13 protein-coding genes are annotated in these 17,642 nt (G+C 73.0%); 3 read left to right on the forward strand and 10 right to left on the reverse strand.

Going from position 1 to position 17,642, the window contains the following annotated elements:
* Nucleotides 1-6: 6 nt before the first annotated feature.
* Complete coding sequence (locus OQ02_RS41205) at nucleotides 7-870, forward strand: hypothetical protein (protein ID WP_051772688.1); 864 nt, start codon at nucleotides 7-9, stop codon at nucleotides 868-870.
* On the opposite strand, the gene qhpG is transcribed toward OQ02_RS41205, so the two are convergent.
* The 5 genes from qhpG to OQ02_RS23060 are packed head-to-tail and all read right to left on the reverse strand — an operon-like array spanning nucleotide 860 to nucleotide 7,242.
* A complete protein-coding gene (gene qhpG / locus OQ02_RS41210; RefSeq protein ID WP_051772689.1) occupies nucleotides 860-2,197 on the reverse strand; it encodes a flavin-dependent monooxygenase QhpG in 1,338 nt (445 codons plus the stop codon). The two genes, OQ02_RS41205 and qhpG, sit on opposite strands and share 11 nt — an antisense overlap.
* Nucleotides 2,194-3,525, reverse strand: coding sequence for a radical SAM/SPASM domain-containing protein (locus OQ02_RS23045; protein WP_156077231.1), 1,332 nt, complete (start codon nucleotides 3,523-3,525; stop codon nucleotides 2,194-2,196). The genes qhpG and OQ02_RS23045 overlap by 4 nt, the downstream gene beginning before the upstream one ends.
* Nucleotides 3,522-4,394: a hypothetical protein gene (locus tag OQ02_RS23050; RefSeq protein WP_033440617.1), complete on the reverse strand. Its 873-nt coding sequence runs from the start codon at nucleotides 4,392-4,394 to the stop codon at nucleotides 3,522-3,524. The genes OQ02_RS23045 and OQ02_RS23050 overlap by 4 nt, the downstream gene beginning before the upstream one ends.
* Entirely contained in the window at nucleotides 4,391-5,782 is a 1,392-nt protein-coding gene (locus tag OQ02_RS23055) for a hypothetical protein (protein ID WP_051772702.1), read from the reverse strand. The genes OQ02_RS23050 and OQ02_RS23055 overlap by 4 nt, the downstream gene beginning before the upstream one ends.
* Nucleotides 5,779-7,242, reverse strand: coding sequence for a ferritin-like domain-containing protein (locus tag OQ02_RS23060; protein ID WP_063747134.1), 1,464 nt, complete (start codon nucleotides 7,240-7,242; stop codon nucleotides 5,779-5,781). The genes OQ02_RS23055 and OQ02_RS23060 overlap by 4 nt, the downstream gene beginning before the upstream one ends.
* Nucleotides 7,243-7,555: 313 nt before the next feature.
* Between OQ02_RS23060 and OQ02_RS23065 the strand changes: the two genes are divergently transcribed.
* On the forward strand, nucleotides 7,556-8,701 hold the full coding sequence (locus tag OQ02_RS23065) for an L-talarate/galactarate dehydratase (RefSeq protein WP_033440618.1): 1,146 nt from the start codon (nucleotides 7,556-7,558) through the stop codon (nucleotides 8,699-8,701).
* 174 nt (nucleotides 8,702-8,875) lie between these two features.
* Here OQ02_RS23065 and OQ02_RS23070 read toward each other — a convergent pair whose 3' ends face one another.
* A complete protein-coding gene (locus OQ02_RS23070; RefSeq protein ID WP_033440619.1) occupies nucleotides 8,876-10,135 on the reverse strand; it encodes an NAD(P)/FAD-dependent oxidoreductase in 1,260 nt (419 codons plus the stop codon).
* A 121-nt stretch (nucleotides 10,136-10,256) separates the two neighbouring features.
* Nucleotides 10,257-11,807, reverse strand: coding sequence for a PucR family transcriptional regulator (locus OQ02_RS23075; protein ID WP_033440620.1), 1,551 nt, complete (start codon nucleotides 11,805-11,807; stop codon nucleotides 10,257-10,259).
* A gap of 234 nt (nucleotides 11,808-12,041) precedes the next feature.
* Here OQ02_RS23075 and lysS point away from each other — a divergent pair, with 234 nt between their 5' ends.
* Nucleotides 12,042-13,715: a lysine--tRNA ligase gene (lysS, locus tag OQ02_RS23080; RefSeq protein WP_231500176.1), complete on the forward strand. Its 1,674-nt coding sequence runs from the start codon at nucleotides 12,042-12,044 to the stop codon at nucleotides 13,713-13,715.
* Nucleotides 13,716-13,779: 64 nt separating this feature from the next.
* Here lysS and lexA read toward each other — a convergent pair whose 3' ends face one another.
* The 3 genes from lexA to OQ02_RS23095 all read right to left on the reverse strand — a co-directional run bounded on the left by lexA (nucleotide 13,780) and on the right by OQ02_RS23095 (nucleotide 17,640).
* Nucleotides 13,780-14,442 (reverse strand): transcriptional repressor LexA, encoded by a 663-nt coding sequence (lexA, locus tag OQ02_RS23085; RefSeq protein WP_033440622.1) that lies wholly within the window; start codon nucleotides 14,440-14,442, stop codon nucleotides 13,780-13,782.
* Nucleotides 14,443-14,461: 19 nt separating this feature from the next.
* Nucleotides 14,462-15,628 carry a glycoside hydrolase family 3 N-terminal domain-containing protein gene (locus OQ02_RS23090; RefSeq protein WP_033440681.1) on the reverse strand — a complete coding sequence of 389 codons (1,167 nt, stop codon included), beginning with the start codon at nucleotides 15,626-15,628 and terminating at the stop codon, nucleotides 14,462-14,464.
* A 518-nt stretch (nucleotides 15,629-16,146) separates the two neighbouring features.
* On the reverse strand, nucleotides 16,147-17,640 hold the full coding sequence (locus tag OQ02_RS23095; protein WP_051772691.1) for a radical SAM/SPASM domain-containing protein: 1,494 nt from the start codon (nucleotides 17,638-17,640) through the stop codon (nucleotides 16,147-16,149).
* Nucleotides 17,641-17,642: the final 2 nt, after the last annotated feature.

The following is a 17,642-nucleotide window of genomic DNA, read 5'->3' on the forward strand; positions in this document are numbered from 1 at the left end:
CAGTAGATGGGCGCAGGCAAGCAGTCACCGGAGCCGGCGGCCCCGTGGCCGCGGCTGGTGGCGCTGCTGTCGGAGGCGGCCGTGATCTCGGCGGTGCTGTACTACTTCGGCTGGGTCCGGACGGCGGCCACCTACGACCGGTTCGGGGTCAGCCTGAGCCTGCTGGAGTTGGCCTCGGCCGATTACATCCTGCGGAGCATCAACTCGGCGTTCCCGCCGCTGATCGGCCTCGGCGCGGTCCTCGTGGCGCTCGCCGCGGCGCACCGCCGGTGGGTGGCGCCCGCGATGGACCCCGGGCGGCAGCACCGCGCGCACCGGATCGCCAGGGGCGCCATCCGCGTCGTCACGGTCCTGTGCGCGCTGGGGCTGGCGGTGGTCGCGCTGGGCGTGGCCGCCCAGGACGCGGTGGGCAAGCCGCTGGGCTGGTGGCTGCCCGCGATCCTCACGGTCGCGGCGGCCGGGCTGGTGTACGTCGGCTCGACGACCGGGACGAGTTCACCCGTCGGCGCGACCGTCCTGCCGGCACTGGCCGTCATCGGCGGCATCTGGCTGGTCACCGTGCACGCCCACCGCACGGGCAACGAGTTCGGTGATCGATTCGTCGCCGGGCTGCCCCGCCAGCCCGAAGTCGTGCTCTACAGCGCCGAACGCCTCGCCATCGCGGGCCCCGGCGTCGGAGTGGCGCCGATCGAGCAGGAGGGCTCGCGGTTCAGGTTCCGCTACAGCGGCCTGCGGATGCTGATCCACACCCGGGACCGGTACTTCCTGGTCGCGTCGGAGTGGCAGCGTGGCCGCGACGCGACCTACGTCATCACGTCGACCGAGGACACCCGCATCGACGTCATCACCCGCTCACCGGTCAGTCGGTGACGAGCAACCCCTTGCCGTACAGCCATTCCGCCGTCGCCTCGGCGCGTCCGGCGGGCAGGCGGGCGGACCACGTGCGGAGCAGGTCGGCCAGGGAAGCGGAGTGCTTCACGCAGTCCAGCAGCGGGGCGAGTTCGGCGTCACCGAGGTGGGCGATCGGCGCGGGCAGGGCGGGATGGGTGAGCGCACGGCGCATCGTCACCAGGTCCCCGACCGGGCACGGGGTGGGCACCACGGCGGCGTCGGACGACAGGCGAACGGGTCGGCGCAGGTGGTCGGGCGTCAGCGGCGGCGTCACGGGAGTCGGCGGGGCCGGCGCGGCGCGGCGGAGCCAGAACGGTTGGTCGCGGTGGGGTTCGCAGCGGTGGTAGTGGGCGGCGGTCCACGTGGTGTGCCGGGCCACCGCCCGGTCCCGGCTGTCGCGGTAGAAGGCGAGCGCGGCGGCGCGGTCGCCGTCCGACAGCAGGGTGTGCGCGGTGACGGCGGCGGCCATCGCGCTCTGCAACGCGCTGTCCACACCGGACGACGTCAGCGGGTCCAGGGTGAACGACGCCTCGCCGACCTTGACCGAGTCCTCGGTGACGGGGGAGTCGTCGCGGTAGCCGGTGGCGTCGCACACGGCGACGGCGCCTGCCGACGGGCGGTCCGGGAACAGGCCGGTGCTGTCGAGCAGGTGGTGGTAGAGGCGTTCCACGGCGTGCGCGCGCAGGAGGTCGGCGTCCACGAACGCCATGGCCCGGAACGCGCCACCGGGCAGCGGCGCGCCCCAGCACCAGGTGCGAGGTCCGGTGCCGAGCCGGGTCGGGCCGTCACCGCGCCAGGTGGTGTGCAGGGTGAGCGTCCTCGGGCCGGTGGCGGTGGTCGTGCCGCCCGACGCGCGCCGCCGCCCGCTGGCGTCCACCAGGAACCGCGCCCGCAGCACGTCGAGCCCCGCCGGGATCTCCCAACCCGCGGGGCCGCGGCGGGGACGCACCGCGCGCACCGGCTGGAGCACCGACACCCCGGCGGCGCGGGCCGCGGACAGCAGCGCCCGGTCGAAACGCCCCCGGTCCACCGTCACCGCGCGCGGGTCCGGCTCGACCAGGCGGACGGTGGCGTCCTCCCAGCGCACCAGGGCGGCCGGTGACGGCACCGCCCCGTCCAACGCCTGCCGCAGGCCCAAGTGGTCCAGCAGCGGAGGCACGCCGGGGGACAGCGACTCACCCACGTGCGGACGCGGGAACACCCGGCGTTCGACCAGCACGACGCGGTGGCCGAGCCGGGCCAAGCGGAGCGCGCACACCGACCCGGCCGGCCCGCCGCCGATCACGCACACGTCCCAGGTCGTCATCCGGCGAAGTAGTCGGGCCGCGCCGCGAGCACGCGGCTGTAGACGGTGAGGCAGTGGTGCAGCCAGCCGCGGATGTACTCGCACGCGGGCCGGCCCCGGTTGATCACCTCGTGGTGGCACCCGCCGCCGCACAGGTACCGGGCCCAGCACCCGTTGCACGGCTCCTGCCGGTGCACGTGCCGGTCGGTCAGCCACCGGGCGCGCTTGACGTCGTCCACCCCTCCGGCCAGGTCGCCCATCGCGCCGTCCTCGTCACCCACGAACCGGTGGCACGCCGCCAGGTCGCCGTCGGCCGACACTCCGAGGTAGCCCGCACCCGCGCCACAGGGGTACGGCCGGTGCGTGCCCCGGTGGATCTCGCGGAGTGCGGTGGCCAGGTTGGTGAACGGGTAGCGCCGGCCGGCGAGGACCCGGCGCACGAACTCCTCGCCGCACGCGGTCATCTGGTCCAGCATCACCTCCAGGTCCGCCAGCGCCATCTCGCCGCGACCGTTCGGTGAGCTGAGCATGGGGGAGAACCCGACACCGTGGAACCCGGCGGCGGTGAACTCGTCCAGGGTCCGCGGCAGGTCCAGGTTGAGCGGTGTGACCGTGACGCGGGCCGACACCTGCATCCGCCGCTGGGCGACGAGCAGGGGTGCCACCCGGTCCATGATCCGCTGGTAGCTGCTGAGGCCGTCGCGGTGGGGTCGCAGCAGGTCGTGCCGCGCGCCGACGCCGTCGAGGCTGATCGTCACGGCGAACGCGTGGTCCTCGAAGAACTCTCCGTCCTCGGGCGTGAGCAGAGTGCCGTTGGTCGTGATGGAGAACGTGACCGGCACACCCGTCCGACCCGACACGACCTCCGCGTACTCGGTGGCGGCGCGGACCACGGGCCGGTTCATCATCGGCTCGCCACCGAGGAACGCGAGGTTGACCCGTTCACCGGGGGCGGCCTGGCGGAACAGCGTGTCCACGGCGGTGAACGCGGTCGCCGCCGGCATGTTCTTGGCCGGTCCGCCGAAGTCGCCCTGCTGGGCGTAGCAGTAGGTGCAGCCGAGGTTGCACTTCTGGGCGACGGCCAGCGACAGCGCCCGCACCGGCGGTGGGTCGGGCGTGGTGTCGTCGATCTGCCGGGGCGCGTCCACGCCCAGGTCGGCGAGCAGCGCGTCCAGCACCCGCGGGTCCGGGTCGCGACGGGCGGCGTCGAGGCGGTCGTGGAGGGCCTGGCCGACGCCGAACAGGCGGCTGCCGTCGGCGAGCAGGACGCGCGGCCCGTCCTCGGTGCGCAGCAGGTGGACGTCGGGGTGGACCGGCCCGGACGCCTCGAACAGCTCCCGGGCGGTCACCGGTCACCCGGCTCGGTCTCGACGTGTTCCGGCGCGTCGTCGCCGCCGACGATGAACCGCAGCCTGCCCTGCCAGTCCCGGAACAAGTCGTCGTAGCTGACCAGGCGGGAGTCGGTGCGGTTGTCCAGCACGTACTCGCGCGGCTCCCGGTCCTTGGCGAACCAGTGGTTGCCGGTGCTGGTGCCCAGCCCGGTGAGCTCGACGTTGACGTAGTCCGGCCGGCTGGCGGCCCAGTAGTAGCAGGCGCACTCGCGGTAGTCGTTCTGCCAGGGCGAGCAGAGGCCACGGGTCAGGTCGCCCGGTCCGGCCATCTCCTCGGCGATCACCGGCAGCGGGCCACCGGCCGCCTCGCTGTGCGCGAACAGCGACCGGACCTCCAGCTCGACCTCCTCCACCGACGGATCGGGCACCTTGGCGGGCTTGCCGACCGGGTTCGGCGCCGGGCCGCTGGTGAACAGGCACGTGACGGTCTCGCCCGCGTGGTCGGCCAGCACGTCGGCCAGGGAGTTGGACCACTCCAGCATCATCACGCCGTCCGGGTTGACCGCCGACGTCAGCGGACCGGGGTCGGCGCCGGGGCGGGTCGGCCCGACCAGGTCTCCGATGACGTCGTGGCCCGCCACGGCCAGCAGCCGGCGGCCTTTGAGCCGCTCGTGGTCCGCGTCGGCGTCCACGACGTAGTTGTCGGCCTCGTGCAGTTCGATGCCGACGAGCAGCCTGCGCCAGATGTTGCGGATGTCGAACTCCAGGCCGGGGTAGGCGTTGGAGATCGCGGACTCCGGCAGGGTGCTCGGGGGGTTGCCGGCGGCGCGGTGGTCGATCTGCGCGGTGAGGTTCAGCGGGTGGATGCGGAGTTCGTCGTCGCTCATCCCGGTCCTCCGGACTCGTCGGCGCCCTGGCCCTGTCGGAAGATCTCCTGGCGGGCGGCCTTGCGCACCAGGTCGACCTGGCGGCGGGTGAGGGCCAGCGACCGGCCGTCCGCGCCGCGCATCAACGCCGGCATCTTCCGCCTCCCCTTGGCGGTGAGGTCGCCCACCTCGTCGTAGTCGCGCAGCACGTCGGCGAACCAGGGTGCCGTGCCGCTGCGCAGCGCGGCGAGGACGTCCTGGTGCAGGGCGAAGACCGCGGCGGTGTCCACCAGGGACGGAGCCATGATCGGCTCGAACGTGCGGCCGGTGTCGGCCGAGTCCTGCCGCACCATCGTGCTGGCCGCGTCGACCCGACCGTCCACGGTGTTGCCGTTCATCACCGCGGTGTTCATCAGCCGCACCGATTCCAGCGCCCGGCGCAGGACCTCCTCGGCCACCTTGTGCGCGTCCTCCGGGGTGTCGTGGTCGCCCGCCCTCGGCCCGAACAGCGCCTGGTCGAGCTCGTCCGCGATGGTGCGCACCGGGACGCTGTCCGGCGCGTAGGCGGGTGGGCCGGCGCCGATGCGGCCGTAGGCCGTCAGCTTCCGGCCGCCCACGGTCAGCTCCACGTCCACCAGGCCGTCGCACTCGTCGTCCAGGTAGCCCCGGCTGATCCACGTGCCGTGCGGTCCGTCGTCACCGGCGTAGATGCTGTTGGGGATGGTCAGCCGCGGATCGCCCGGCTTGTCGACGTGACCGCGCCAAGTGCCCTTCGTCGAGTCGTAGAGGGCGTCCACGACGTTCGGGTCGTGCTCGCCGATCATGCCGCCCGAGCCGTAGACGTACCCGCCCGCGGGCGTGAAGCGCAGCCGGATGCCGGGGTACTCCGCCGTCGGCTTGATGTACCGCACGTGGCCCAGCGGCAAGGTCTTGTCGGCCAGGAAGTTGGCGCACCGCCCGGTCAGCGCGTGCTCGCCGTGATCCGTGAACCAGCCGGTGTCGGCGTCGACCCGGTCCTTCAGGTCGTACGTGCGGCGCTCGATCTTGTGGTTGCCGACCCGGGTGCGCCACCGCACGTCCTTCGGCTCCACCTTGTTGGCGCGCAACAGCTCCATGGTGAGCGGGCGCAGCACCAGCTCCTCGGTCAGCGCCCAGACCTCCACGAACGGCGCGACCGGCTTGACCTTGCCGTGCCCGTCGGTGAACCGCAGCTCCTCGGGAACCTCGTCGTCGACGATCTCGCCGGACGTGCGGTCGACCCGCAAGGTCGGGGCGGGGACCAGCACCCGTGGCGCGAGCGGTTCGTCCGGGTCGAGCTCGGCGGTGTAGTTGTCCATCGGCTCGGTCGCCGCGCCCAGCCGGCCGATGGCCAGCGGGGGCAGGATGCGCAGTTCCAGGATCGCGGTCATCCCGTGCACCCCTTCCGGTCGAGGATGTGCTCGATCTGCTCCGACGCCCGCCGGTCGGACTCGCGCAGCGCCACGACGTACGGGTCGCCGACGCAGGCCGGGTTCGTCTCCAGCAGCTGGTCGGTCAGCAGCCGGGACGCCTCCACGAGGTCGCGTTGCAGCAGCCACCGGTCGCGGTCGCGGTCGGGCAGTTCGAGGCTGTACGGCATCTCGAACGGCGGCCCGGCCCGTGTGCCGTCCGGTTTGTCCTTGTCCAGCGGCAGCTCCACCAGCCGCCCGGCCAGGGCGCGCAGGTTGTACATCTCCGCGAACGCCCGGTGCACCAGCGCGCCGCGCCCGGTGAGCACACCGCCGTTGTCGAGCGGACCGGCCAGCCGGAAGGCGTGCGAGATGTCGGTGAGCAGCATCCGGTAGCGCAGGTTGAACAGGTGACCCCACAGCGCCGTGCCCGGGTCGGTGATCGGGTTGGTCGTCACGGTCCGCGCGGCGTACTGGACCACCACCGACTCGTTCAGGCGGTGTGCGGTCACCGGGTTCTCCGCGATCGGCCGGGCCACCAGGTCCTGCTTGCCCTGCGGCAGCTCGGCCAGCTCCGCGTAGATGCCCAGGAACCGCTTGAAGTGGGACGTCTCGTCCTGTTCGTCCGCTCCCACCGCTTCGCCCTGCTCGCCGATCTCGTGCAGCGCCTTGCGCGCCGAATCACGGGAGAACACGCCGAACACCAGCAGCTCCGGTGACTTCACGGTCTCCACGTTGCCCGCGTCCTGGCCGCGTTCGCCGCGCGTGTAGCCGCGTCCCCACTCGTCCCAGGACGCCTGGTAGGGCAGCGTTTCCGCGTGGAACAGCTCGTCCGGGATGTGCTCGCGGTTCCCGAGGATCGCGTCGATCCGCCCGTACAGCTCGCCGACCCGGTTGACGGTCTTGCCCGTGGCCACCTCGGCGTCCGTCTTGACCTTCTTGGCGAGGTCACCCGTCCACTTCGCGGGACTTTCCGCGACCACGTAGGCGGCCAGCGACTCACGGGTGAGGCGGCGCAGGGTGAACGGGAACGGGTAGAAGTCCGAGCCCCACGGGTAGTCCTCGCGGTCGAGGTTGATCGGGCCGCCGAGCGAGGTCAGCAGGTTCTGCACGGTGACGAGGTGGCCCATCTCCTCCTTGGCGATGCCGAGGATGATCTCCTGCCAGCCGCGCACCTTCTTCCGCAGCTCGTCGGGCACCTGCGGGCCGCCCATCGAGTAGGCGGCGAACAGGTACTGGACCATCAGCGAGTGCTCGATCTCGGCCGCGACGTGCAGCAGCATGACGGTGTAGTCGCGCCAGTTGAACTCCGGCGGCAGCACCGGCTTCTTCTCCGCCTCGCCGAGCGGGCCGGCGACCGCGAGGTACGCCATCGCCGCCGGCTGCTCGTCGAACAGCTCCGGCAACACCGAAGCCATGTGCCGGTGCACTCTGGACCGCATGGCGAAACCCCGTCCCCGCCCGATGTGTGGGCGCAGGGGTGAGCGTGCCGGCGCGGGACCGCCCGCGCTCGGGGCGCGGTGAACGCCAGTCGGCTTGGTGAACCCCGCTCATCCGGATGAGGAGCCGTCCTGACGGACCGTCGACCTCCGTCGCCACGGCCGGGCTACGGACGTGATCGTTGGTGGAGGTCCGGCCGGTCCGCTCCGTCGCCGACGCGGTCGTTCCGACCTAGTAAGCTCGGGTCACCGCCTCGCCACCGTCGCCAAAGGTCTACCTGCCCCTGCCGTTGGAAAGCGCTTACCTAGGAGCCCGATGTCCCCCGACCACGTTGCCGTGCCCGACCGGATCGCCTCGGTCGCGCTGTCGTCCGTGACCCTGCCCCTGCCCACCGGGATCAGCGACGCCAAGGTGTTCACCGGTCGGCAGCGGCCGATGACCGAGGTCGCCTTCCTGTTCGCCGAGATCCGCACCGAGGCCGGGCTGGAGGGCGTCGGTTTCAGCTACTCCAAGCGGGCCGGTGGGCCGGCGCAGTTCGCGCACGCCCGCGAGGTCGCGCCGGACCTGGTCGGCGAGGACCCGAACGACATCGGCAGGCTGTGGACGAAGCTGGTGTGGGCGGGCGCGTCGGTCGGCCGCAGCGGCGCGTCCACGCAGGCGCTCGCGGCGTTCGACGTGGCACTGTGGGATCTCAAGGCGAAGCGCGCGGGCCTGCCGCTGGCCAAGCTGCTCGGCGCCCACCGCGACTCCGTGCGCTGCTACAACACCTCGGGCGGCTTCCTGCACGAGTCGATCGACCAGGTCAAGGACAACGCCACCCGCACGCTGGAGTCCGGCGTCGGCGGCATCAAGATCAAAGTGGGGTTGCCGGACCCGGCGGAGGACCTGCGCCGCGTCGCCGCCGTCCGCGAGCACCTCGGCGACGGGGTGCCGCTGATGGTCGACGCCAACCAGCAGTGGGACCGGCCGACGGCGGCCAGGGTCGGCCGGGCGCTGGAGGAGTTCGGGCTGGTCTGGATCGAGGAGCCCCTCGACGCCCACGACGCCGAGGGCCACGCCGAGCTGGCGCGGTCGCTGACCACGGCCGTCGCCTCCGGTGAGATGCTGACCAGCGTCGCGGAGCACTACGAGCTGATCCGGCTTGGCGCGGTGGACGTCCTGCAACCCGACGCGCCCCGGGTCGGCGGCATCACGCAGTTCCTCAAGCTCGCGACCCTCGCCGACCACCACCACCTCCAGCTCGCGCCGCACTTCGCGATGGAGATCCACGTCCACCTCGCCGCGGCCTACCCGCGTGAGCCGTGGGTCGAGCACTTCGACTGGCTCCACCCGTTGTTCAACGAGCGGCTGGAGACCAGCGGCGGCCGGATGCACCTGTCCACCCGGCCCGGTCTGGGCATCACGCTCAGCGACCAGGCCCGCGCCTGGACCGTCGCGACCGACACGATCACCGCCGGCTGACCTCGCCCGCAGGGCGTTCCGGACCGGCGTGCCGCTGCCGTCAGGGCGGCCTGGGAGGTGGGGGCCGCCCTGACGGCTTGGGTGTCCGTGGCGCCGGGTGTCGGTCTGCGCCGGCTCCGCGGACGGGAAGGTGGCTCGGTGGTGGTCGACGCTCCTGGTGGTCGACGGTCCTGCTCAGCGCAGCGGGTCGACCGCGCGCAACGCCTCCGGCTGCTTGCCGGTGGTGATCTGCTCGGCCAGCAGCCGACCGGTGACGGGCCCGTGCGCCAGTCCCCACATGCCGTGCCCGCCGGCGACGTACACGCCGGGTTGGCGCACCGCGCCGATCAGCGGACGACCGTCGGGCGTGACCGGTCGCGGCCCGACCCACACGTCGCGGCGCTCCGCCCAATCCACGCCGTCGAGCAGCGGCCGGGCGGACGCGATGATCGACTCCAGGCGTGCCATCACGCCGGGCGCGTCCGGGTCGCGGAACTCCATCGTGCCCGCGACCCGCAGCGCACCCTGGTACGGCGTGCACGCCACCCGCACGTCGGGCAGGTAGACGGGGCCGGGCACGGGACGGTCGACGGGCACGGTGAACGAGTAGCCGCGACCGGCCCGGACCGGCACGCGCACACCCCAGCGGGACGCCAGCCGCGACAGCCACGCCCCGGTGGCCACTACCGCGACGTCGGCCGACACGCCCTCGCCGCCGCGCGACCGCACCGCGACACCGCCGCCGTCGGCGCGGATGTCGGCGACCTCGAACAGGCGGATCGTCGCGCCCCGGTCGAGGACCGACCGCGCCAACGCCCGCACGTAACCGCCGGGGTCGATGTGCCGCTGCCCGTCGATGCGCACACCGGAGGTCAGGGCCGGCGATGCCGTCGGCACGTGGTGGCGCAGCTCGTCGCCGTCGAGTTCGACGTGGTCGACGGGTTGGCCGGCGTCGGCCATCCGCCGCAGTTCACGCAGCAGCCCCTGCGCCTGCTGCGGGGTCTCGAACGCGGCGGTGATCGGCGCGTCGACCGTGGGCGCGTCCACGCCGTTCGCGGTGAGCACGTCGAACGCCTCGATGCACTCGTCGTTGAACGGCAGGTTGGCCTGCACGGCACGGATCCAGGACGACCACCGGCAGTTCGCGGCGAACCGCGCCAGGAACGCCCACAGCCCCGGGTCCGCGGACAGCGGGACGTGCAGCGGCGCGGCCGGGTTCAGCAGCCCCCGCAGGCCGTAGCGCAGCACCGTGGGCTCGTTGAGCGGGATCGCCAGGCCCGGCGCGATCCACCCGGCGTTGCCCCACGACGCGCCGGCGGCGACACCGGTGCGGTCGACCACGGTCACCTCGACCCCGCGTTCCTGGAGGAACCAGGCGGTGGACAGGCCCACGATGCCCGCGCCGACCACGACCGCCGAACGGGGGCCGCCGTCGCTGCGCCCGACATCGACCATGACTACCTCCACACCAGAGCGGAACTGCTGTCGAAGCCAGCATCGCTCGGGCGTCGCACCCGGTCGTTGTCCGTTCCCGACAATCCGGTCATGTGGTCTTGTCGGCTACCGACAGCGGGCGTCAGTCCTCGGCCGCGGCCAAGTCGATGATCATGGCGAGGCGCTTGCGGGCGTCGTCCAGGTCGAGCGCGGTCACCTCGGCCATCTTCCGCAGCCGGTACCGGACGGTGTTCGGGTGCACGCCGAGCCGTTCACCCGCCTGCGCCAGGTCGCCCTGCGCCTCCAGCCACGCGCGCAACGTCGGCACGTACCGGGTCGCGTGGTCGGTGTCGTGGCGGCGCAACTCGGCCACCGGTCCCCGCGCCGGCGTGCGGCCCGCCCGGGACGCGGCGCGCAGGCGTTGCAGCAGGATGTCGTCCCAGGACTCGTCGTAGGCGGGTGGCACCGTGCCCGGTGGCCGGGCCTCGTGCAGGGCCAGGCACTCGTCGGCCTCCTGCCGGCTCGCGGGCAGGTCGGCGGGGGACGCCGTGCCGCCGACACCGGCGGTCACCGTCACCTGCGCGGACAGCGCGGCCCGCAGCCGGTCCACCCACTCCCGCGCGGCCGGCACCTGCTCGCCCGGCAGGATCGTGTAGAGCGTGGTGCCGGAGAGGCTGCTGCGCCCCGGTCGTGACCAGCCGAAACCCGTGGTGGCCCGGTCGAAGGCCAGCAGGAGGGCGGCGTGCCGTTCGGCGGCGATGTGCGCGCGCACGGCGATGACCCGCAGCGGGCCCTGGTGCAGCCCGAGCCGGCTGACCACCGTGGCGGCGTCCGCCGTGCCCTCGAGCAGGCGCATCACCAGCTCGGACTCGACCTGCCGCTCCAGGTCCGCGCTGGCCCGCGAGCGCAGCAGGTGCAGCGCCACCGTGCGGGCGCCGTCGGCCAGCGCGGCGCACGGCGCACCGGTCAACGGCGTGCCGCACGTGACCCACACCGACCCCAGCAGCTCCCGGCCCGCGCGCGCCGCGACGACCATCCGCCCGGTCAGGCCGTGCTCGCGGTCCTCCTCGACGAACAGCGGTTCGTCGTGGGCGTCGAGGTAGGCGAACACCCCTCGCCGCTCGAACAGGTCCCGCAGCCGGTCCGGGGCGTGCCGGCCGAGGATCGTCGCCAACCGGGCCGGGTCGGCGCCCTCCTGCGAACCGGAGTACGCCAGCACCCGGGACTGCCGGTCCTCGATGGTCACCGCGCCGCCGACCTCGCCGGCCAGGCTGTCGGCCAACGCGAACAGGTCCGTGGGACCGCGCCCGGACTCGGTCTCCCGGCCCTCCAGCACCAGCCCGTAGACCACGCCCGCCAGGTGGCTCCACGACACCGCCGGGTCGACCACCATCACCGCGACGCCGGCGTCCTCCCCGGCTGCGGCGGCCGACCGCGCCACGTCTGCCGTCCGCTCCACATCGGTGCCGGCGTGCACCAGCACCACGCGCGCCCGTGCCGCCACCGCCCACGCCACGGCCTGTGCCACCGACCCGGCACCCACGGCCAGGAACACGTCACCGCCGACGGCCTGCGCGTCGGTCGCCTCGTGCATCACGACGCTGCGCAGCTCCGCGGACCGCGACATCGGGCAGCACACCAGCCGCACCCCGTAGCCGCCGAGCACGTTCACCAGGCGGTCCAACTTGACCATGTGCGAACCCCTGTTCCCGAGCGGACGACCCACCGTAACCGCCGGCCGCGGCACCACCCGCCGGAAACGGTCGGGCGCGCATTCCGACCACGTCGGAAATCGAGTCGCCGGACCCGATTGGCGCGATTGCCGGCGTCATCGGAATCGCGGCGCCCACGGTGCCCCCGGATGTGGTGAGCACGGCCGACCGGGGATAATCGGCACATCGATGTGCGTGAAGGGATGTGGCTCGTAGTGGATCGCTCGACCGAAGCGGACTGGGTTTCGCGGCTCGCGGACGAGGTGGTGGCGGAAGCCGACCGCCGTGCGCCGGGCAAACCCGTCGTGTGTGCCTCGGGGTTGAGCCCGTCCGGCCCGATCCACCTCGGCAACCTGCGCGAGGTGATGACCCCGCACCTGGTCGCGGACGAGATCCGCCGCCGCGGGCGTGAGTGCGAGCACCTGATCTCCTGGGACGACTTCGACCGGTTCCGCAAGGTGCCCGCCGGGATCGACCCGTCCTGGTCGGAGCACATCGGCAAGCCGCTGACGGCGGTGCCCGCGCCGCCCGGCAGCAGCTACCCGAACTGGGCCGAGCACTTCAAGGCGGCGATGATCGAGTCGCTGGCGCAGCTCGGCGTCACGTACCGCGGCATCAGCCAGACCGAGGCCTACAAGTCCGGCCGCTACCGCGATCAGGTGCTGCTCGCGATGCGCGAACGGGGCCGCATCGACGAGATCCTCGGTCGCTTCCGCACCAAGAAGAAGCCGGTGGACGCCGAAGCGGGCGACGGCGACCCGGACGGGTCCGACGACACGGCCGGCGCGGGGGCCTACTACCCGTTCAAGCCGTACTGCACGTCCTGCGGGCGTGACACGACCACGATCACGTCCTACGACGACGCGTCGACCGAGATGACGTACACGTGCGCGTGCGGCCACGGTGAGACCGTCCTGCTGTCCGAGTTCACCAACGGCAAGCTCGTGTGGAAGGTCGACTGGCCGATGCGGTGGGCCTACGAGGGCGTGATGTTCGAGCCCTCGGGCGTCGACCACTCCTCGCCGGGGTCCTCGTTCGAGGTCGGCGGCCACATCGTCCGCGAGGTCTTCGACGGCGTGCGGCCGATCGGCCCGATGTACGCGTTCGTCGGCATCACGGGCATGGCCAAGATGAGCAGTTCGGCCGGCGCGGTGCCGACGCCGGGTGACGCGCTGCGCATCATGGAACCGGCCGTGCTGCGGTGGCTGTACAGCCGGCGCAAGCCGAACCAGTCGTTCAAGATCGCGTTCGACCAGGAGATCTACCGCCTGTACGACGAGTGGGACGCGTTGGCTCAGCGGGTGGCGCAGGGCACCGCGAACGGTGCCGACGCGACCGCCTACGCGCGGGCGGTCGGCACCGCCGAGGTCGTGCTGCCGAGCTCGCCGCGGCCCGTGCCGTACCGGATGCTGGCCTCGATCGCCGACATCACCACCGGTGACGAGGCGCAGATGCTGCGCATCCTCGCCGGCGTCGACAGCGCCGACCCGATCAAGGACCTGGACGACGTCCGGCCCCGGGTCGACTGCGCGGAGCGGTGGGTGCAGGCGTACATGCCCGCCGACCAGCACACCCGCGTGCTGGACGAGCCCGACGCGGAACTGCTGTCCTCGCTCGACGAGGAGCAGCGGCACCTGGTCACCCTGCTGCTGGAGCGGCTGGAGGACGACTGGTCCCTCGACGGCCTCAGCACGCTGGTGTACGGCGTGCCCAAGCTCCACGCCGGGCTGCCGATGGACGCGCAGCCCACGCCGGAGCTGAAGGTGATGCAGCGGTCGTTCTTCGTGCTGCTGTACCGGTCGCTCGTCGGCCGCGACACCGGTCCGCGACTGCCCACCCTGCTGCTCGCGGTGGGTCCCGACCGGGTGCGCAAGCTCCTGGGTTCCTGACCTGGCCCGACCGACCTGGCCCGGTGCGCGTCGCGTGCCGGGCCAGGTCTGTCAGAGCCGGGTGTCAGACGCTGCGCAGGACCGAGACGACGGCGCCCAGCACGACGGCCTCGTCGCCGTCGAGCACGGGGTAGGCCTGGTTGCGCGGTTCGAGGAAGACGTGGCCGTTGCGCCGCCGGTACACCTTGACGGTGGCCTCGCCGTCGATCATCGCGGCGACGATCTGACCCGAGTGGGCTTCCGGCTGCTGCCGCACCACGACGATGTCGCCGTCGCAGATCGCCGCGTCGACCATCGAGTCACCGCGCACGCGGAGCCCGAAGACGTTGCCGCGACCGGTCAGCTCGCGCGGCAGCTTCAAGAGGTCGTCGACGTGCTCCTCGGCCGTGATCGGGCTGCCCGCCGCGATGTGGCCGACCACCGGCACGGTCACCGAGTCGTCGGCCGGCTGCCGCGCCGAGGGCCCGTGCAGGAAGACGCGCACGTCGATCGGCCGGGACACCGTCGTGCCGCGCCGCAGGAAACCCTTCTCCTCCAGGCTCGCCAGGTGCTTCGACACCGAGGACGACGACCGCAGGCCGACCGCGTCGCCGATCTCGCGCGTGCTCGGCGAGTACCCGTGCCGCACCACCCACTCCCGGATCGCGAGCAGGATCCGCTGCTGGCGTTCGGGCAGGGTCGAGGTGTCCAGGTGCTCGAACGCGTCAAGATCGTCGTAGGCGGTCACCGGCGGAATGATAGAGGGGTCAGCACACCTGCTTCGACGCCAGCACCCGGCGAAGTGCCTCGTCCACCCGGGCCGCTGGGAGGGTGCCCGCGGCGACCGCGCGTTCCAGGTGGTCGAGCACTTCGCCCACGCGGCCACCCGACGACCACAGGGCGATGTCGGCACCGGCCGCGAGGGCCTGCGTCACGGCGTCCGGCAGGCTGAACAGGTCGGTCACCGCGCGCATCGCGCCGAGGTCGTCGGTCATCGCGGGGCCGGTGAAGCCGAACTCGCCGCGCAGCAGGGCGTAGGCCTCCGGGCTGAGGGTGGCGGGCTTGCCGCCGGTCAGACCGGGGACGTCGATGTGCCCCAACATCACCACGACTTCACCGAATCGGGTGAGGTGCCGGTAGGGGACCAGGTCGGTGGCGCGCAGCGCGTCGAGCGGCGGTGACTGCACCGCGCCGAGGTGGGAGTCACCGCTGGTGTTGCCGTGCCCTGGGAAGTGCTTGACCACCGGCACGACGTCCGCGTCGTGCAGGCCGGCGGCGAACGCGAGCGCGTAGCCGAGGGCGGTGTCCGGGTCGGGGCTGAACGACCGGTCGCCGATCACCGTGCGGTCGGGCTGGCCGCTGGTGTCGAGGACGGGTGCGAGGTCGGTGGTCACGCCGCGCTCGCGCAGCGCCCGTCCCCGCTCGTGGGCCAGGGCGCGGACCTGGTCCGGTGACAGGTCGGCCGCCATCCGCCGTGCGCTGAGCATCGGACCCGCGATGGCCTCGATCCGCTGGACCCGGCCGCCCTCGTCGTCCACGGCCACGGTGAGCGGCAGCGCGGACGCGGCGTGCACGGGGGCCAGCGCGTCGGCGCTGAGCAGGCCGACGTCGTCACCGCCGATGAAGATGCCGCCCACCTGCTCGCCCTGGACGGCGGCGAGGGCGTCGGCGGGCCCGCGCGGGTCGACGCCGACGACCACCAGCTGGGCGAGGCGGGCGCGCAGGGGCAGCGCGGCGATCTTCGCGGCGCACGGGTCCTCCGGCGGCTTGGGCGGCGGTGGCTCGGCCGACCGCTCGGCCGACGAGGTGGACGGCGGCACGGACGACGTCGCCGGCTCGGGAGCGGCGGACCCGGCGGTCAGGTCGTCGGGGGCGCTGGTCGCCACCGCCATCGCCGCCGCGAGCAGGGCCCCGACCGCCACGAACAGCAGCATCGTGGACGTGCCGGCCCGACCGCCGCCCGGCCGCGTCACGCGAGACCGCTTCCGGTGCCGGCCGGGCGGACGTGACCGGGTCTGCGGGTGAGTCCGCACACGTCGACGGGTCCGGCCGCCCGGTGGCCCGTAGACCCGGTCGTCCCGGTCGGTGCAGCTCCCGCGTGCAAAACATTCACTCCCACGTCGTTGCCGGTAGGTGATGGGCTGCTGCCAGGCCGCAGCCACGACCACGGCCGCCGAGCGGCCGGTACGGCATTCCGCGTTCGCGGGGACATCACCCGACATGATATCCGTGGTCGGATCGTACGCGGACCGCCGAGTTCCGCCACTTCCGCAATTCGGAGGTGACCTTGAAAGGGCGCACGGCGATTCCCCGAGCCCGACCCAAATCGATCGGGTGAACGCCCGATCAGGGTTTCGGGCGTTCCGCGTCAGCCAGCGGCAGCGAGCGGCAGCGAGCGGCAGCGAGCGGCAGCGAGCGGCAGCCAGCGGTGGTCGGCGGCGGTCAGCGGCGGTCAGCGGCCGGCGGGCTCGGCGAAACGCAGCAGGCGCAGGCCCTCCAGCCGCAGCGCGGCCGGGTAGATGGCCCGGTAGATGTTGCAGTTGGGTGACCTCACGTCGAAGCGCCCCGTCGCCCTGAAGGTGGCCACCGAGCAGCCACCGGAGCACCAGTTGCGCCACGTGCAATCGCGGCAGCCCTCCTTGTCGTCCACGAGGAGGTTCCGGATGCCGGCGCTGTCGTCGCGGATCGCGGCGACCGGGTCGACGTGGCGGACGTCACCGAGCGTCGACCCGATCTCCATGTGGCACTGGGACACCTGTCCGCGCTGGTCCACGACCACGTAGTCGTCGCCGACGCCGCACGACTTGCGGCGCGGTTCGACCAGCTGCCCCCGGTCGAGCACGGAGCCGAGCACGCTCCAGGGCGGCAGCAGCTCCTCGATCACCGCGAACGCGTCCGCCAGCCCGGCGACCATCGAGCGCTCCTCGTACTGGAGGTCCTCGAACCGCGACGCGCAGTCGTTGTCGCGGAAGAAGTTGAAGCTGAAGGTCAGCCCGCGTTCGAGGGCGTACCGCACGACGGCGGCGACCTCGTCCACGTTCCCGCTGGTGATGGTGATCGACAGGTGCGGCGCCACGCCGTGGCGGACGAGGCGGTCGACCGTGCGCACGACCCGCCGCGCGGAGGGCTTGCCCGCGACGGTGGGCCGCTGGGCGTCGTGCACCGCGCCCAGGCCGTCGAGCGAGATCATCAGCCGGATGTCGCGCTCCACGAGCCGGGTGGCGAGCCGGTCGGGCAGGGCGACGCCGTTGCTCAGCAGCACCGCGCTCAGACCCAGGCCCTGCTCGGCGCACCGGGCGACGGCGTGGTCGTGCAGCGCGAACAGCACGTCGGCGTTGAGGCTCGCCTCGCCGCCCGCGTACTTCAGGCGCAGCGACCGGAAGCCGTTGTCGACGGCGGACCGGACGAGGGCGTCCACGGTCTCCCTGGCCGTCGCGTGGTCCATGCTCTCGTCGGACTTGTGCACGTAGCAGTAGGTGCACCGCAGGTTGCACTGGTTGGTGACGTGCAGCCAGGCGGTCAGCTCGCGGGACGCGGCGAACTCCGGTCTCGGCGCCAGGCCGGGCGCGTGGACGAGGTCCTGCTCGACGAGCCGGCGCACCACCTCGGCCGCTTCACCCGGCTCCTGCCCGGCGCGCACGAGGTCGGCGAGCGAGGTCGGCTCCGTGAAGCGCTGGAACAGGTCGCGCGCCGTGCGGTTGACCACGACGACGCCGCCGCGCCCCTGCGAGCCGAACAGCACGGAGTGCTCGTCGTCCAGCGGGATGTCCACCACGCCCTCGGCGCGCACGAGGGGACCGGCGGGCAGGTCGACCGGGTGCTGCCGGTGCGCCCGCTCGCCACCGGTCGGGCACGCGCAGTCCTCGCAGCTGCGCACCACGAGTCCGGGGCCGTGCGGAACGTCCGAACCGCACAGCGCGAGCGCGCGGTTTCCGGTCGACTGCATCG

This window comes from Saccharothrix sp. NRRL B-16314 (genome assembly GCF_000716595.1).
Lineage (GTDB): Bacteria > Actinomycetota > Actinomycetes > Mycobacteriales > Pseudonocardiaceae > Actinosynnema.

Coding starts and splice junctions, on each gene's coding strand:
- OQ02_RS23050 (WP_033440617.1), bottom strand. CDS start 4,394: ATGAGCGACGACGAACTCCGCATCCACCCGCTGAACCTCACCGCGCAG.
- OQ02_RS41205 (WP_051772688.1), top strand. CDS start 7: ATGGGCGCAGGCAAGCAGTCACCGGAGCCGGCGGCCCCGTGGCCGCGG.
- OQ02_RS23090 (WP_033440681.1), bottom strand. CDS start 15,628: ATGCTGCTGTTCGTGGCGGTCGGGGCCCTGCTCGCGGCGGCGATGGCG.
- OQ02_RS23065 (WP_033440618.1), top strand. CDS start 7,556: ATGTCCCCCGACCACGTTGCCGTGCCCGACCGGATCGCCTCGGTCGCG.
- OQ02_RS23070 (WP_033440619.1), bottom strand. CDS start 10,135: ATGGTCGATGTCGGGCGCAGCGACGGCGGCCCCCGTTCGGCGGTCGTG.
- OQ02_RS23055 (WP_051772702.1), bottom strand. CDS start 5,782: ATGACCGCGATCCTGGAACTGCGCATCCTGCCCCCGCTGGCCATCGGC.
- qhpG (WP_051772689.1), bottom strand. CDS start 2,197: ATGACGACCTGGGACGTGTGCGTGATCGGCGGCGGGCCGGCCGGGTCG.
- OQ02_RS23095 (WP_051772691.1), bottom strand. CDS start 17,640: ATGCAGTCGACCGGAAACCGCGCGCTCGCGCTGTGCGGTTCGGACGTT.
- OQ02_RS23075 (WP_033440620.1), bottom strand. CDS start 11,807: ATGGTCAAGTTGGACCGCCTGGTGAACGTGCTCGGCGGCTACGGGGTG.
- OQ02_RS23060 (WP_063747134.1), bottom strand. CDS start 7,242: ATGCGGTCCAGAGTGCACCGGCACATGGCTTCGGTGTTGCCGGAGCTG.